General features: G+C 63.7%; 13 protein-coding genes. 5 read left to right on the plus strand and 8 right to left on the minus strand.

Going from position 1 to position 16,049, the window contains the following annotated elements:
* Window positions 1-260 precede the first annotated feature (260 nt).
* From FJ419_RS23885 to FJ419_RS30910, 6 genes are all read right to left on the minus strand, one after another.
* Window positions 261-638, minus strand: coding sequence for a hypothetical protein (locus FJ419_RS23885; RefSeq protein WP_140698801.1), 378 nt, complete (start codon window positions 636-638; stop codon window positions 261-263).
* Between the two features lie 292 nt (window positions 639-930).
* A complete protein-coding gene (locus FJ419_RS23890) occupies window positions 931-1,335 on the minus strand; it encodes a GFA family protein (protein WP_140698804.1) in 405 nt (134 codons plus the stop codon).
* Window positions 1,336-1,500: 165 nt separating this feature from the next.
* Window positions 1,501-2,632 (minus strand): peptide chain release factor 2 gene (gene prfB, locus FJ419_RS23895; RefSeq protein WP_140636761.1). Its coding sequence is split into 2 segments (ribosomal slippage): window positions 1,501-2,565 and window positions 2,567-2,632, totalling 1,131 coding nucleotides; the frame shifts between segments, so codons are not numbered across the junction.
* Between the two features lie 128 nt (window positions 2,633-2,760).
* The gene (locus FJ419_RS23900) at window positions 2,761-5,217 is read right to left on the minus strand and encodes a penicillin-binding protein 1A (RefSeq protein WP_140698807.1); all 2,457 of its coding nucleotides are present in this window, start codon (window positions 5,215-5,217) and stop codon (window positions 2,761-2,763) included.
* Between the two features lie 230 nt (window positions 5,218-5,447).
* Window positions 5,448-6,644: an N-acetylmuramoyl-L-alanine amidase gene (locus FJ419_RS23905; protein WP_246679325.1), complete on the minus strand. Its 1,197-nt coding sequence runs from the start codon at window positions 6,642-6,644 to the stop codon at window positions 5,448-5,450.
* A gap of 474 nt (window positions 6,645-7,118) precedes the next feature.
* A complete protein-coding gene (locus FJ419_RS30910) occupies window positions 7,119-7,256 on the minus strand; it encodes a hypothetical protein (protein WP_176477023.1) in 138 nt (45 codons plus the stop codon).
* Between the two features lie 92 nt (window positions 7,257-7,348).
* Between FJ419_RS30910 and FJ419_RS23910 the strand changes: the two genes are divergently transcribed.
* Window positions 7,349-10,297 carry a ribonuclease E/G gene (locus FJ419_RS23910; protein WP_140698830.1) on the plus strand — a complete coding sequence of 983 codons (2,949 nt, stop codon included), beginning with the start codon at window positions 7,349-7,351 and terminating at the stop codon, window positions 10,295-10,297.
* Between the two features lie 123 nt (window positions 10,298-10,420).
* On the opposite strand, the gene FJ419_RS23915 is transcribed toward FJ419_RS23910, so the two are convergent.
* On the minus strand, window positions 10,421-11,350 hold the full coding sequence (locus FJ419_RS23915; protein ID WP_140698833.1) for a glutaminase: 930 nt from the start codon (window positions 11,348-11,350) through the stop codon (window positions 10,421-10,423).
* Window positions 11,351-12,499 carry an aminotransferase class I/II-fold pyridoxal phosphate-dependent enzyme gene (locus FJ419_RS23920; RefSeq protein ID WP_140698837.1) on the minus strand — a complete coding sequence of 383 codons (1,149 nt, stop codon included), beginning with the start codon at window positions 12,497-12,499 and terminating at the stop codon, window positions 11,351-11,353. It abuts the gene before it with no gap.
* 183 nt (window positions 12,500-12,682) lie between these two features.
* Between FJ419_RS23920 and FJ419_RS23925 the strand changes: the two genes are divergently transcribed.
* The 4 genes from FJ419_RS23925 to accB all read left to right on the plus strand — a co-directional run bounded on the left by FJ419_RS23925 (window position 12,683) and on the right by accB (window position 16,036).
* Window positions 12,683-14,095, plus strand: a complete 1,413-nt coding sequence (locus FJ419_RS23925; protein ID WP_140698841.1) for a M48 family metalloprotease — start codon at window positions 12,683-12,685, stop codon at window positions 14,093-14,095.
* Window positions 14,096-14,153: 58 nt separating this feature from the next.
* A complete protein-coding gene (locus tag FJ419_RS23930; protein ID WP_140698844.1) occupies window positions 14,154-14,981 on the plus strand; it encodes a DsbA family protein in 828 nt (275 codons plus the stop codon).
* A 132-nt stretch (window positions 14,982-15,113) separates the two neighbouring features.
* Window positions 15,114-15,548, plus strand: a complete 435-nt coding sequence (gene aroQ, locus FJ419_RS23935) for a type II 3-dehydroquinate dehydratase (RefSeq protein ID WP_140698847.1) — start codon at window positions 15,114-15,116, stop codon at window positions 15,546-15,548.
* 26 nt (window positions 15,549-15,574) lie between these two features.
* Window positions 15,575-16,036, plus strand: coding sequence for an acetyl-CoA carboxylase biotin carboxyl carrier protein (gene accB, locus FJ419_RS23940; protein ID WP_140698850.1), 462 nt, complete (start codon window positions 15,575-15,577; stop codon window positions 16,034-16,036).
* Window positions 16,037-16,049 lie beyond the last annotated feature (13 nt).

Raw genomic sequence — 16,049 nt, forward strand, 5'->3', positions numbered from 1 at the left:
GGACTCAACCTCTCCGTTGTCAGCCGCGCCCTTGGTTTCACGCAATTCCGGACGGAAAACCGCTACGCACTTTTCCTGGAATTGCGCATCCTGGGTGCACGCAATTCCGGACGGAAAACCGCTACGCACTTTTCCTGGAATTGCTCGGTGCAAGGCAACATAAAGAAACCGTCCTGACAACCGTCTGTCAGCAAGGTCGCAGCCTTCTCCTGCCGTGGATCGAGCCCCAGCGCCTCGCCTTCCGCGGCAGGTTCAGAGTCTTAGTAAGAGGGAGGCGGCACGAACAGGCAGATGGTCTTGCCGGCGTCGAGCCCGGCCTGGTGCGCACACCAGTGGTACTCGCCGTCGGGCGAATTCTTGACGCGCTTGTCGGCATAAGCCACCACCTCGCCCGTACCCTTTATGACGTAGCCCTCGGGCCGCTCGCTGATCGACGACTGCGGCACCTCCTTGCAATCGTAGTTGGCACAACAGGCAAAGGGATATTTCCAGCCTTGCGGCGTGGCCGCGGTGGGCTGGGCGTCGTGCGCAGCAGCCGGCGGCGCCAGCGCCGCGATCGCTCCAACGGCGAACAGGGAGAACAAAAGTCGGCCAGCCGGTCGAACGGCTTGGGCCGATCTTGATATGGCAGCAGACATCGAAGCGTTCCTTTCGAGCATCAAGCGTTTTCGCTTGCCCGTTCCCGGAACGTATCTTCCCAGTGGCCGATCGTCGGTCGCAGATATGCCGCATCCGGCCATAAATGCTTTTTACCCAGCACGAAGGCTGGGCTGATTCCCTGGCTGGCGCAAGCATCCGCTTGCAACGGCAATGCCGCGCTTCACGCCAACCTCTGCCATCCAGAATCGTGCGTCGGCTTGGTTGATGAGCGGTTAGCCGCGCGGATCTGGTGCCCGACAACGAGATTCGGCTCAAGCTGGTTCCAGACGTTCAGTCGGGAACGTGCTCATCATACTGCGGCAGGGAGTCGGCGATTGTGAACCACTTCGCCTTGGACCCGACAAAAATGTGCGCGCTCGGCCGTATCGTCGGCTCGTCGACCAGCGTGCCCATGGCGACATGCACGTAGGCGCCGTCGCGGACCAACGAATAGAGGAGCGAGCCGCATCGCCCGCAATGCGCGTCGTGGCCGCTCTCGTCGCCGAAGATCAGCAGCCCGCCCTCGCCCGCGATGAGACGGAACTTGTCGCGCTCGATGCCGGCGAACGGCTTGAACGCGGAGCCTGTCGTGCGCCGGCAGTTCGAGCAATGGCAGTTCGCCGCGTAAATGAATTCGTCCGCAACCTCATAGTGGACGGCGCCGCAGAAGCATTTTCCCGCAAGTACCGTAGACACCGGCTTCCTCCTTCGTCCCCAGGCGGGATATGTTCAGATTCAGGTCAGGCTGAGCCGAGAATGATGGTTTCCGAGAACCGGAGCGGAGCGTACTTCAGTACGTGAGCACCGGAAGCGCAGGAAATCATCGTTCGCAGGCCAACCTCACCTGAATGTGGGCATATTCTAGTCGAGGTCCGCCACCGCTTCGCCTGCGCCGCCCTCGATGCGATGCGAGAGCGAGGCTTCCATGAATTCGTCGAGGTCGCCGTCGAGCACGCTCGAAGGCGAGGTGCTTTCGACGCCGGTGCGCAGATCCTTCACAAGCTGATAGGGCTGCAGAACATAGGAGCGGATCTGGTGCCCCCAGCCGATGTCGCTCTTCGACGCCTCGGTGGCATTGGCGACCGCCTCGCGCTTCTTCAGCTCTTCCTCGTAAAGCCGCGAGCGCAGCATTTCCCAAGCCTTGGCGCGGTTCTTGTGCTGCGAGCGCTCGGCCTGACAGGCGACCGCGATACCGGTCGCCAGATGGGTGATGCGCACCGCCGAGTCGGTGGTGTTGACGTGCTGGCCGCCCGAACCCGAGGAACGATAGGTGTCGATGCGCACGTCCGATTCGGAAACATTGATCTCGATCGAGTCGTCGATGACCGGATAGACCCAGACGCTGGCGAAGGAGGTGTGGCGCCGCGCGTTGCTGTCGTAAGGCGAAATACGCACCAGGCGATGGACGCCGGACTCCGTCTTAAGCCAGCCATAGGCGTTGTGGCCCTTGATCATCACGGTGGCGGACTTGATGCCCGCTTCCTCGCCGTCATGGACTTCCAGCACCTCGACCTTGAAGCGGCGACGCTCGGCCCAGCGCGTGTACATGCGCAGGAGCATCGAGGCCCAGTCCTGGCTCTCGGTGCCGCCGGCGCCGGCATGGATTTCGAGATAGGTGTCGTTGGCGTCGGCCTCGCCCGACAGCAGCGTTTCGACCTGGCGGGCCTTCGCCTCGCCCTGCATCGAACGCAGCGCCGCCTCCGCTTCCGCGATGATGCCGTCGTCGCCCTCTTCCTCGCCGAGCTCGATCAGGCCGATATTGTCTTCCAGCGCCTGCGTCATCCCTTTGACGGCAGCGATGCCGTCCTCGAGCTCCTGGCGCTCCCGCATCAGCTTCTGCGCTTCGATCGGATCATTCCAGAGACTGGAATCCTCGGCGCGCGAATTCAGGTATTCAAGCCGCTTTACAGCCTGATCCCAGTCAAAGATGCCTCCTCAGCAGGGTTATCGCCTGCCTGATCTCGTCGACGATGTTGAGCGTTTCCGCGCGCATGGCTCTTGGTTCGGTCCTGTTCTTTTCGGTCTTTTCGGAATAGGCGCGATACATAGGCACGGCGTCGCTGCCTGTAAAGCGAAATGGGCCGGCACCACCCTGCCGGCCCATCGCGAAATCGGGCAAGGTCAGTAGAGGCCGCCGCCGCCGTCCTGGATGGCCTGGTTGGCTTGCGGCGACAGCGCTCCGCCCGAACCGTTCGAGCCATCCGCGCCCATGCCGATCACCCAGTAGCTGTCAGCCGGACCGGTGCCAGGCTTGAAAGCCTCGATGATGGTGTTCGGATCGCCTTCGGCGGCACGCATGCCGGTCTTGCGGTTGATTGCGATCAGCTTCATGCCGTCGGGAACCTGGAAGTCGGTGTTCGGCTTGCCGTCGAGCGCAACCCGCATGAAGTCCTTGAAGATCGGGGCCGCCAAGCCGCCGCCGGTGGCGCCGTGGCCAAGGCCGCGCGGCGTGTCATAGCCCATATAGAGGCCGACAACGAGGTTCGGGGTGAAGCCGATGAACCAGGCGTCCTTCTCGTCATTGGTCGTGCCGGTCTTGCCGGCAATGTGGCGGCCGAGCTCGCCGATGGTGGCGCCGGTGCCGCGCTGCACGACGCCCTCCATCATCGAGGTGATCTGGTATGCCGTCATCGGGTCGAGCACCTGCTCGGAATTGTCGACCAGCTCCGGCTCGGTCTGGTTCTTCCACTCAGTGGCGTTGCAGCCTTCGCAGCCGCGCTCGTCCTGCTTGAACACCGTCTTGCCGTAACGGTCCTGGATGCGGTCGATCAGCGAGGGTTTGATCGATTTGCCGCCATTGGCCATGATCGAATAGGCCGACACCATGCGCATGACGGTCGTCTCGCCCGAGCCCAGCGCCATCGGCAGATAGGGCGCCAGATGATCGTAGACGCCGAAGCGCTCGGCATATTCCACGACCAGCTTCATGCCCATGTCGTTGGCCAGCCGCACGGTCATCAGATTGCGCGACTTTTCGATGCCCGAGCGCAAGGTGGCCGGGCCGGCGACCGTGCCGTCATAGTTCTTCGGCGTCCAGGTGGTGTTGCCGCTCTGGATGGTGATCGGGCCGTCCATGATCACCGAAGCCGGCGTGTAGCCATTGTCGAGCGCCGCCGAATAGACGATCGGCTTGAACGAGGAACCGGGCTGGCGCATCGCCTGGGTGGCGCGGTTGAATTCCGACTGCGCGTAGGAGAAGCCGCCGACCATGGCCAGCACGCGGCCGGTATGCGGATCCATGGCGACGAGGCCGCCTTCGACCTCCGGCACCTGGCGCAGCATGTAGGTGTTGTCGGAGCCGTCGTTCTTCTGCACGAAGATCACATCGCCGGGTTCCAGCACGTCGGCCGGAGACTTCGCCCTGACGGACTTGCCGTTGACGAAGTGGCGCATGGCGAAGCCCATGTCCTCCTTGCTGACGGTGCCCTGGACGCGCTCCTTGACCAGATCGCCGGAAATCTGCCTCGTCGGCTGGACGCCGACGGTCAGCCCGGTTGCCGAGCTGTCGAGCACGACGGCCAGCGTCCATTCCGGAACATCCTCGAGACCCTTCACATTGCCGAGTGGCACGCCCCAGTCGCCGGAGACGTCGATATGCGTCACCGGACCTCGATAGCCGCGCAGCATGTCGTATTTGAGCAGGCCGTTCTGCATCGCCTTGCGGGCGATAAGCTGGATATTCGGATCGAGCGTGGTGCGCACCGACAGGCCGCCCTCGTAAAGCGCATTCTCGCCGTAGCGCGCGATGATCTGGCGGCGGACTTCCTCGGTGAAGTACTCGCCGGCAAACAGATAAGAACCGTTGCGGCGCGGCGTCACGCCGAGCGGTTCGGCCTTGGCCTTGTCGCCCTCCTCGCGGGTGACGTAGCCATTCTCGACCATCTGGTCGATGACCCAGTTGCGGCGCTCCAGGGCACGGTCGGCGTGCTTGAAGGGGTGATAGTTGTTCGGGCCCTTCGGCAACGAGGCGAGATAAGCGGCTTCCGCGACTGTCAGCTCGTTGACGGACTTGTCGAAATAGGTGAGCGCGGCGCCCGCGACGCCATAGGCGCCAAAGCCGAAGAAGATTTCGTTGAGATAGAGCTCGAGGATGCGGTCCTTCGAATAAGCCTGCTCGATGCGGAAGGCCAGGATCATCTCCTTGATCTTGCGCTCATAAGTCTGATCAGAAGAGAGCAGGAAGTTCTTCGCCACCTGCTGGGTGATCGTCGAGGCGCCGACCTGCCGCCGACCCGAACCGAAATTCTGCAGGTTGACGATGATGGCGCGGCCAAGTCCGGTGATGTCGATGCCGGGATGGTTGTAGAAATTCTTGTCCTCGGCCGACATGAAGGCGGCCTTGACGCGGTCCGGGATGGCCTGGATCGGCAGATAGAGACGCCGTTCGCGCGCATATTCGGCCATCAGCGCGCCGTCGGAGGCGTGAATGCGCGTCGTCACCGGCGGTTCGTATTTGGCCAGAACCTCGTAGTCGGGCAGGTCCTTGGTCAGATGGCTGATATAGATGGCAAGACCGGCCGCCACCAGCAGCGCCAGCGTCGTGCCGATGCCAAAGAAATAGCCGATGAGACGAATCATGCCCGCTCCAGTCCGAGGTTCGGGAATTTCCTAAACGAAGCCGACAGTCGCGCAAGCTTCCCGGGGCGGTCCCAATCCGCAATCGAAAAACCCATGTAGCGGCCATGTGGACAAAATACGGCAGCGCGAAATTTGAGGACTCGGTTGCCGAATAATAACGCCGGGTGTTGTTGTCATGCAACGCCGCTTGCGGTTGCAGACGTCCGGCAGTTGCGGGCAGGTCCGGCGGGTCAGCCGCCCGTCGCGGTTCCGGCCTTGGCGGCGGCAAACAGGGCAACCGCGTTGGTTATGCTTTGCGCCGCCTTGCCTCGCCAGTCGGCGTTCAGCAGTTGCGCCTCGTCCTTGTTGTTGGAGAGGTAGCCGAGCTCGACCAGGACGGACGGCACATCCGGAGCCTTGAGCACCCTGAAGCCGGCCGAGCGCTGCGGATTGTTGATCATGCCGACGCTGGTCGACAGCTGACCGACCAGCGTGTGGGCGAAGCTCATCGAGAAACCATGGGTCTCACGGCGGATCAGGTCGATCAGGATGTCGGTGACTTCCTTGTTGTCGTCCTCGATCTTCATTCCGGCGAACTGGTCGGACAGGTTCTCGCGATCGGCGAGCGCCTGGGCTTCCGGGTCGGAAGCCTTGTCGGAAAGCGTGTAGACCGTGGCACCGCGAAGACCTTTGACGGCGATCGTATCGGCATGGACGGAGATCAAAAGATCGGCCTCGTGCTGGCGCGCGATGCGCACGCGTTCGTCGAGCGCCAGGTACACGTCGTTGTCCCGCGTCATGTAGACATCGTATTTGCCGACCGCGGCCAGCTTGTCGCGCAGTTCCTTGGCAAAAGCGAGCGTGACGTCCTTCTCGACCGTGCCGGCGGAGCTTTCGGCGCCGCCATCGACGCCGCCATGACCGGGATCGATAACCACCGTGAAGCGATGGCCAGGCGCCGAGACCGGTCCGGTGCCGACCCGTTCGCCTTTTTCGGTCGAAACCGTCGAACCGGTCGTCAGCGACTGGTTGGCGAGAGCTTCGTCGAACTCCCGTTCGGAGGCAGCCGACATATCGATGGCGATGCGGTAGCCGCTGCCGTCATTCTTGAGCACGTCGAGCTTGTCGACGACGAAAGGGCCTTTGCCGGTGAGGATCAGGCGCGAGCCATGTCCCTGATCGCCGTACCGAACGGCCCGTACAAGGCCCCGCGGCTTCACATCCTTGGCGTCGAGCGCGAATCGCGTGCGCGGAAGATCGACGACCAGGCGATTGGGACCGCGCAGCAGGAACCATTTGACGTCCGGCTCGTGGTCGAAATTCACGACGATGCGCATCTTCGTGGCGTCGCCGGCCATCTTGTAGCCCGTCGCGCCAAGCAGGATGTCGGCGTGCGCGGCGGCGACGAAACAGGACAGGACCGCCAGCAGCAAGCCAGTCCAGGTCACGCGCAGGAGATGCCCGGCGGCCCCACTCCTCTTGTCTGCGGCGCCCGCCGATCCCATCTCTTATCCGTCGCTCCCGGTTTGACGCATTGCGCCCGGTCTTCTCGCAGAATGCCTGTCAGGCCGCCAACTCGATTAACGATTGGTATTCAGAGAAGGTTAACCAAGCCTTTCAAGGAGCGGGACGAAGACGCCTTCCCTAGGGGAAGCGCTTTTTGCCGGCATCCGAAATCGGGGTTGCCTTCCATCCCGCCAAATCATAAAAGCGACATTGGATCACTGCAATCCTGGAACCGCTCGCCTCAGCAGTTTCCTGCCAAAAGGCTGGATGCAAAGGCGGCTCCTTTACCCTTCCAGGCTCAGGTGGTCGCGACGATTTTCGCAGGCGTGCCCTCGTGGCGGGGGAATCGCTTGCGTGAGGAAAACGGCCGGGTTTGTCCCGCGCCGGCTCTTTATGAGCAAACAAGCTGGTCCGGCTTAGCCCGGGCTTTGGTTCAAAAGGTTCTGCCGGGTGCCGATGGCTTCAAGCGCAATCATGGAAAGGTCCGCATCAAACCGCGCCGTAATGGCTGCGGGCGGCACCGCCATTGCGCTCAAGCGGCGGCCGGCGGACATTCAATTATCCGGCATGCACACAGATACAGGCGCACAGCGGCGGGCATTGCCACGCCAGCTGCGGCCGTCGGCTGCCGGCAGGAAACAAAATAATGCCCAACAAGATGCTGATAGACGCCTCCCACCCGGAGGAAACACGCGTTGTTGTCGTTCGCGGTAACCGCATCGAAGAATTCGACTTTGAATCCCAGGACAAAAAGCAGCTCAAAGGAAACATCTATCTCGCCCGCGTAACCCGCGTCGAACCGTCCCTCCAGGCGGCCTTTGTCGAGTATGGCGGCAACCGTCACGGTTTTCTCGCCTTTAGCGAAATTCATCCCGATTATTACCAGATCCCGGTCGCCGACCGTCAGGCCCTGCTGCGCGCCGAGGCGCAGGAGGCCGAGGACGAAGACGACGAGGAAGCCGAGAACGGCGAAGAGCAGCAGGCGCGCGACCGCGGCGGCCGGCGCAACCGCCGGCGCGGCGGCAAGAACCGCGACCGCGGCGAGCACAAGCACGCTTCCTCGGAGAACGAGGAAAGCCCGGTCGAAGCAATAGCCGTTGACGAAACCGCCGCTGCGGTTGCCGGGGACGAGGAAGCCCGGGGCGAGACCGCCGCTACCCCGGCAGAAAATGCCGGAACAGCCTCCGAGGCCGTCGAGGCCGTATCGGAAGCGGCTGAAGAACCCGCCGCCGAGGCTGGCGGAGATGACGCCACGGACGACAACGATGGCAAGCCTTCCGAAGGCGGCCCTACTTCGATTGCCGCGAGCATCGATGCCGACGTAATTTCCGAAGCGATGCCGCAGGCGGATCAGCAGAGCGGCGAAACCGCCGCCAGCGACGATGATCGCGGCATGCTGGAGGACGTCTCGGCCTCGCATTCGGACGAGCACGAGGTGGAATCGGTCGGCGCCGAGGACGCGCTCGAGGAAATCCGCAACCGCCGCAAGCCGGTGCGTCGCCAGTACAAGATCCAGGAAGTCATCAAGCGCCGGCAGATCCTTTTGGTGCAGGTGGTCAAGGAAGAGCGCGGCAACAAGGGCGCGGCGCTCACCACCTATCTGTCGCTTGCCGGCCGCTATTCGGTGCTGATGCCGAACACGGCGCGCGGCGGCGGCATCTCGCGCAAGATCACCAACGCCCAGGACCGTAAGCGGCTGAAGGAGGTCGTGGCCGATCTCGACGTGCCGCAGGGCATGGGCGTCATCCTGCGCACCGCCGGCGAGAGCCGCACCAAGGCCGAGATCAAGCGCGACTACGAATACCTGATGCGGCTTTGGGAAAACGTCCGCAACCTGACGCTGCAGTCCTCGGCCCCGGCCCTGGTCTATGAGGAAGGCAGCCTGATCAAGCGTTCGGTGCGCGACCTCTACAACAAGGACATCGACGAGATCCTTGTCTCCGGCGAAGACGGCTACCGCGAGGCCAAGGATTTCATGCGCATGCTGATGCCGAGCCACGCCAAGGTGGTTCAGCCATTCCGCGACACCACGCCGATCTTCGTGCGCAACGGCATCGAAGCGCAGCTCGACCGCATGCTGCAGCCGCAGGTGACGCTGAAGAGCGGCGGCTACATCATCATCAACCAAACCGAGGCGCTGGTTTCGATCGACGTCAATTCCGGCCGCTCCACCAAGGAGCATTCGATCGAGGAGACGGCGCTCCACACCAATCTGGAAGCGGCGGAGGAAGTCGCGCGGCAGTTGCGATTGCGCGACCTTGCCGGCCTGATCGTCATCGACTTCATCGACATGGAGGAGAACCGCAACAACCGCTCCGTCGAGAAGCGGCTGAAGGATCACCTCAAGAACGACCGCGCCCGCATCCAGGTGGGCCGCATCTCGCACTTCGGCCTGATGGAAATGTCGCGCCAGCGTATCCGCGCCAGCGTGCTGGAATCGACCATGAAGCCTTGCCCGCATTGCGGCGGCACCGGCCATGTGCGCTCCGATTCCTCCGTGGCGCTGATGGTCGTGCGGGCGATCGAAGAATTCCTGCTCAAGGATTCGCGCAGTCACATCATCGTGCGCACGCCGTCGGCGACCGCGCTCTATGTGCTCAACCATAAGCGCGCCAACCTGGTGGAGCTCGAAGCCCGCTTCGGCCTGACCATCACGATCGAGGCTGACGAGACGCTCGGCACCCAGCATTACGCGATCTTCCGCGGCGCCATCGCCGAGAAGCCGGAAGGTTTTGTCGAGGTGCGCAGCCTACCGGCCTATGTCGAGCCGGACGAGCCCGAGGATGAGATTGTCGTCGAGGAAGCGGAGGACGAGGTCTCGGTCCAGGCCGAACAGCCGCGCCACGGGCAGCAGGACCAGCACCAGCAGCGGTCCGAGGATGGCGAAGGCCGTGACCGCAAGCGTCGCAAGCGCCGGCGGCGGCGCGGCGGCAGGGATCGCGACCGCGAGCACAATGGGGACGTCGCGGCGGCGCCGACGGAAGCCGGCGAAACCGATGACGACGAGACGACGGACGAGGCCGCCGAGGAGGCAACCGTGGGCGGTGAGGCTGTAGCGGCCGCTGCCGACGACGGTTCCGGAAAGAAGCGCCGGCGCGGGAAGCGCGGCGGCAAGCGCAACCGCCGTGAGGACGAAGCTTCGGAGGCCGCTGCCGGCGAAACTGTCGGCGATATCGAGGGTGAGTCGGTTGAAGGCCGGGACGCAGTAAGCGAGCCGGCGATGGCCGCTCCTGCGGAGCAACCTGCTGCTCCCGCCGCGGCTAACGACGATGCCGAGGCGGTCGAAAAGCCGAAGAAGCCCCGCCGTTCGAGGGCCAAGAAGGTGGCTGAGGAAGCCGTGGCCGAGACGGTATCGGAGCCTGTGGCCGAAGCTCAGGTCGCGCCCCCGGCCGGCCAGCCCGAGCCGGAGCCGACGGCTGCCGCTCCCGCGGCCACCGAGGCGGAGCCTGCCACCAATGCCCATCCGACGCGGCGCAAGCAACAGTCAGTCGACGCGCCGGTTGTTCCCGTCGTGTCTTCGAACGTGTCCGACGACGCCAAGGCCGAAGAGAAGCCGAAGCGCGCCGGCTGGTGGCAGCGCAAGGGTTTTTTCTAAACCTTTCAGGTCGTTAAGCTGATCTTTTGAAACAATCCCGCGCCATATCCGGCGCGGGATTTTTCATTTCACCGACTGCCTTTTCAGCGCAGCTCCGGGTGGAACCGCCAACGCTTTGCTGCTTTACGGCGCGAAGATCGACCAGTTCATCATCCGGGCGAGCTTCTCCAGCGCGATGGAGCCGAGCTTCGAGTTGCCGTTCTCGTTGAGGCCGGGCGACCACACCGCCAGCGAAGCAACCCCTGGCACGATGCCGAGAATGCCGCCGCCGACACCGCTTTTGCCAGGGATGCCGACGCGGAAGGCAAAATCGCCGGAACCGTCGTAGTGGCCGCAGGTCAGCATCAGCGCGCCGATGCGGCGTGCCCGTTCGGCCGAGACGACCGAATGCCCGGTCGCCGGGTTCCTGCCGCCATTGGCTAGAAAGCGGCCGGCCATGGCGAGCTGCCGGCAGCTCATGGCAATGGCACAATGGTGGAAATAGACACCCAGCGCGAGCTCCGGAGCATGATGGAGATTGCCGAAGGATTTCATGTAGTTGGCCAAGGCAAAGTTGCGGTGGCCGGTGGCGCGCTCGGAGGCCGCCACCTCGCGATCGATGATGATCGTGTCGTCATCGGCGAGGAACTGAATGAAGCGCAGGATTTCGCCGATCGCCTCGCGCGGCTGATGGCCCGCAAGCAGGACGTCGGAGACGACGATGGCGCCGGCATTGATGAACGGATTGCGCGGTATGCCGTTCTCATGCTCGAGCTGCACGATCGAGTTGAACGGGTTGCCGGATGGCTCGCGGCCGACGCGATGCCATAACGCATCGCCGACCTTGCCCAGCGCCAGCGTGAGCGTGAAGACTTTCGAGACGCTCTGGATCGAAAAGGGCTGATCGGCATCGCCGGCCAGTATGACACGGCCGTCATTGGTCACGGCGGCAATGCCGAATTTCTTCGGATCGACCTTGCCCAACTGCGGGATGTAGGTCGCCACCTCGCCGCGATCGATGCGCTCCACCATTTCGGCGGCGACTTCGGCCAATGCCTGCTCGAGTTCCGGCATCTATTTCAGCCAGCGTTCGATGCGCGCCAGCGCCTCGACCATGTCGTCATGGCTGCCGGCATAGGAAAAGCGCATGGTGCGATGGCCCTGCAGCGGGTCGAAATCGCGGCCGGGCGTTGCTGCGACATGCGCCTCGGCCAGCATCCTGCGCGCAAAGGCCATGCTGTCATTGGTGTGGCGCGTGACATCGCAGAACGCATAGAAGGCGCCGTCCATCGGTGCGGCGAGCGCAAAGCCAAGTTCCGGCAGGCGCTTCATCAGAAGGTCGCGGTTCCAGGCATAGCGCGCCTTCACCTTTTCCAGCTCCTGCGTCGCCTTGAACGCCTCGATCGCCGCGACCTGCGACAGTTCAGGCGGCGAGATATAGAGGCTCTGGGCGACACGCTCGACCGGCCGCACAAGCTCTTCCGGCAGCACCATCCAGCCGATCCGCCAGCCGGTCATGCAATAGTATTTCGAGAAGGAATTGATCGCGGTCACGCCGGCGCCATGCGCCAGCGCGGTGACATCCGGCGCCGCGTAGGCCAGCCTGTGATAGATTTCGTCCGAGATCACGGCGATGCCGAGCTCCTCGGCAGTCTTCACCAGCGCCGCAAGCTCATCGGCCGGAATCACCGCGCCGGTCGGATTGGCGGGACTGGCGAACAGCACGCCCTTCAGCGGCTTCCCGCGATGCGCGGCCTTGAGGTGCTCGGCATGCAGGTAGGCATCCGAGCCGAGCTCGATTTCGACGATCCCGATGCCGAGCGCGGCCATGATGTTGCGGTAGGCGGGATAGCCGGGCGCGGCGATGGCGACGCGGTCGCCCGGATCGAACATGGCCAGGAAAGCCAGGTTGAAGGCGGCCGACGAGCCGGTCGTGACGGCGATGCGCGATGGCGCGACGTCGATACCATAGTGCTCGCCGTAATGCGCGGCGATCGCCTTGCGCAGATCGGCCAGGCCCAAGGCGTCGGTGTAGCCGATGCGGCCATGCCGCAGGGCCGCGGCCGCCGCCTCGCGGACGCCGACCGGCGCGGGATCCGACGGCTGGCCGACCGCCATCGACACCACGGGCACGCCGGTGGCCTTCAGCCGGTTGGCTTCGGCCAGGATGTCCATGGCGTGGAACGGCTCGACTTCCCCGCGGCGCGAAAGCGAAACGACCATCTGACCTCTTCCAACTGCTCTATTTGGGCGAATTCTGGACGCAAGCCAGAGCAGACTTGCCCTAACTGCCCTAGTTACGGGACAGCGCCGCACAAATGCCCGATTGATGTGGGGATCACAAGCGCGCAGGAAGTTGCCGGCGCCGACTTTTCATCTTTCGCCCGCTCGTCTACCAGTGGACCTATGTTGAGCCGACCCCGACCGTTAATTGGCAAAGCGACCTCACTCAGCCGAACCGCGCGCGGCTTCGCGACGCTTCTGCTGGCCGCCACCGTTGCTTTATCGAGTTCGGTCAGCGCCTTCGCGCAAGGCGTGCCGGTGGTGCGCGACGCCGAGATCGAGGCGCTGGTGCGCGATTATGCCCGGCCGATCTTCAAGGCGGCGGGGCTTGCCAATGACGGCATCGACATCGTTCTTGTCAACGACCAGAGTTTCAACGCCTTCGTCACCGGGCGGCGGCTGTTCATCAACACCGGCGCGCTGGTGACCGCCGAAACGCCGAACGAGATCATCGGCGTCATCGCGCACGAGGCCGGCCATATCGCCGGCGGCCACCAGGAGAAATTGCGCGACCAGCTCGACCGCGCCAAGACCATGGCCATCATCGCCACGCTGCTCGGCGCCGGCGCCATGGTGGCCGGCGCCACCACCAACAGCCGCGGCCTTGCCGGCGCCGGCATGGGGGTGGCCGCCGGCGGCGGCGAGATGGCGCAGCGCTCGATCCTTGCTTATCAGCGCACCGAAGAGATCACCGCCGACCGTTCGGCGATCACCTATCTGAACGCCACCGGCCAGTCCGGCATGGGCATGCTGAAGACCTTCGCCCGCTTCCAGAGCGCGCTCTCGCTCGCCGGCACCCAGGTCGATCCCTACCGGATCAGCCATCCGATGCCGCAGGAGCGCATCGCCAACCTCGAAGTCCTCATCAAGCAAAGCCCCTTCGTCAACGCTGTCGACCCGCCGGCACTGCAGCAGCGGCACGACATGATGCGCATCAAGATCGCCGCTTATATGCAGGGCCAGGCAGCCGTCGCGCGGCTGATGCGCAAGAACCCGACCAGCCTCGCCTCGCGCTATGGCGACGCGCAGCAGACCTATCTTTATGGCAATCCGGGCGCGGCGCTCGCCAAGACAGCGGCGCTGATCAAGGAACAACCGAAGAACCCCTATTTCCACGAATTGCGCGGCGATATCCTGATGAAGGCCAACAAGCCGAAGGACGCGGCGGACGCCTATGCCAAGGCGGCCAGCCTCGATCCCGCGCGCTCCGGCCTGCTGCTGGTTTCGGTCGGCCAGTCGCTGATGGCGGTCGGCACGCCCGATTCGCTGAAAAAGGCTGTCACCCAGCTCAACAACGGCGTCGCGCGGGACAGGGAGAATTCCGAAGCCTATCGTTTTCTGGCGCAGGCATATGGCGAGATCGGCGACATTCCGGCTGCCGATCTTGCCACCGCCGAGGGTCACTATTATGCGGGCGACTACAAAAACGCTAAGATCTTCGCCATGCGCGCTCAACAGAAATTGAAGCGCGGCGAACCCCGCTGGGTCCGCGCGCAGGATATTGTAAACTACACGCCATCGAACAAACTCAAATGAACCTCCCGGGCCCTGGCGGCGACCAAGGCGGACCGGAACGGGCAAAAGGAACGACGATATGAACAAGGCAATCCTGCTTGGCAGCGCCGGCGGTCTGGCGGTGGCGCTCGGCATGCTGGCTTTCGGTTTCATGGCGGGAAACCCGCAGCCCGCGAGGGCCGACACCGTGCAAGTCGCCCAGATCACGTCTTCCACCGATACCAAGGCCTCCGCCGACACCAAGATCGATCGCAAGGAGGTCGAAGGCATCATCCGCGATTATCTCTTGAAGAACCCGGAAGTTCTGCTCGAGGTGCAGGACGCGCTCGAGGCCAAGCAGAAGGAAGAGCAGCGGCTCGCCGCGCTCGGCGTCATCAAGGACTCCAAGGACGAGATCTTCAACTCGACCTTCGACGGCGTCGTCGGCAACCCGAAGGGCAAGGTCACGATCGTCGAGTTCTACGATTACAATTGCGGCTTCTGCAAACGCGCCATCGAGGACATGCAGGCGCTGACCAAGTCCGATCCGGACCTGCGCTTCGTGCTCAAGGAGTTCCCGATCCTGAGCCCGGATTCGCAGAAGGCCAGCGTCGTCTCCATGGCGTTCCACCTGATGCATCCGGAGAAGTATCGTGAGTTCCACACCGCGCTGCTCGGCGGCCAGGGTCGCGCCACCGAGGCGACCGCGATCAAGGTGGCGCTTTCGCTCGGCGCCGACGAGGCAACGCTGCGCGAGAAGATGAAGGACCCGCGCATCGCCGAAACGCTCTCGCGCACCTATGATCTTGCGACGAAACTGTCGATCACCGGCACGCCGTCCTATGTGGTCGGCAACGAGGTGATCTTCGGAGCGCTCGGCCAGCAGGTTCTGGCAGAAAAGATCGAAGCGGCAAAGAGCGCGCTCTAGGCGCCCGCGGCGCAAAAGCCAGCCGCTGTGGACAGCGAAAGAACGCACTTGCGCTCTTTTCGCGGGCGACTATGCCCATTATAGAGGCCCAGTGCGCCCGGCTTAGGGTCGGCGCAGAACAAGGTCGGCATATTGAAAACGATTTTCGTCCTCAACGGTCCCAATCTCAATGCGCTCGGCAAGCGCGAGCCGGGGATTTACGGCGGCAAGACGCTTGCGGCCATCGCCGAGGACTGCAAGGCGGCCGGCGCCACGCTCGGGCTCGAGATCGATTTTCGCCAATCCAACCATGAGGGCGATCTGGTCGACTGGATCCAGGAAGCCGGCGAGAAGGCGGCGGGAATCGTCATCAACCCCGGCGCCTACAGCCACACATCGATCGCCATCCATGACGCCATCCGCGCCGCAGCACCGCTGCCCGTCGCGGAAGTCCATCTTTCCAACATCCACGCGCGGGAGCCTTTCCGCCACGTCTCCATGGTCGCGCCGGTCGCTGTCGGCATGATCTGCGGGTTCGGGCCGCTCGGCTACACGCTCGCGCTGCAGGCACTGGCGGCTCGCCTGTGACCGGCCCCCAAACAGAAGGCTCGAAAATGTCGATAAAAAAGAACGGTGTTGACCAGCAACTGATCCGCGATCTGGCGGGTATTCTGAACGACACCAATCTGACCGAGATCGAGGTCGAGCTCGGCGACCTCAAAGTGCGCGTCTCGCGCCAGGCGCAGGCCGTCCATGCCGTCGCCGCGCCGTTTGCCGCGGCTGCTCCTGTTGCCGCGGCAGCGGCTCAGCCCGCAACGGCGGCCGGGGCCGCCGATGTGTCCAAGAACGCAGTGCCCTCGCCGATGGTTGGCACCGCCTATCTGGCACCCTCGCCCGACGCCAAGGCGTTCATCGAGGTCGGCCAGAAGGTCAAGGAAGGTCAGACGCTGCTCATCATCGAAGCGATGAAGACGATGAACCAGATCCCCTCGCCGCGCGCCGGCACGGTGACGGCGATCCTCATCGAGGATGCCCAGCCGGTCGAATACGGCATGCCGCTGGTGGTTCTTGAGTAGCGCCGGGAACAAT

This window comes from Mesorhizobium sp. B2-6-2, from assembly GCF_006440615.1.
GTDB lineage: Bacteria > Pseudomonadota > Alphaproteobacteria > Rhizobiales > Rhizobiaceae > Mesorhizobium.

Excerpts from the sequence above, each read along its gene's own strand:
- FJ419_RS23915 (WP_140698833.1), bottom strand. The coding sequence starts at position 11,350 with ATGCCGGAACTCGAGCAGGCATTGGCCGAAGTCGCCGCCGAAATGGTG.
- accB (WP_140698850.1), top strand. The coding sequence starts at position 15,575 with ATGTCGATAAAAAAGAACGGTGTTGACCAGCAACTGATCCGCGATCTG.
- FJ419_RS23925 (WP_140698841.1), top strand. The coding sequence starts at position 12,683 with ATGTTGAGCCGACCCCGACCGTTAATTGGCAAAGCGACCTCACTCAGC.
- FJ419_RS23900 (WP_140698807.1), bottom strand. The coding sequence starts at position 5,217 with ATGATTCGTCTCATCGGCTATTTCTTTGGCATCGGCACGACGCTGGCG.
- FJ419_RS30910 (WP_176477023.1), bottom strand. The coding sequence starts at position 7,256 with ATGTCCGCCGGCCGCCGCTTGAGCGCAATGGCGGTGCCGCCCGCAGCC.
- FJ419_RS23910 (WP_140698830.1), top strand. The coding sequence starts at position 7,349 with ATGCCCAACAAGATGCTGATAGACGCCTCCCACCCGGAGGAAACACGC.
- FJ419_RS23885 (WP_140698801.1), bottom strand. The coding sequence starts at position 638 with ATGTCTGCTGCCATATCAAGATCGGCCCAAGCCGTTCGACCGGCTGGC.
- FJ419_RS23930 (WP_140698844.1), top strand. The coding sequence starts at position 14,154 with ATGAACAAGGCAATCCTGCTTGGCAGCGCCGGCGGTCTGGCGGTGGCG.
- FJ419_RS23920 (WP_140698837.1), bottom strand. The coding sequence starts at position 12,499 with ATGGTCGTTTCGCTTTCGCGCCGCGGGGAAGTCGAGCCGTTCCACGCC.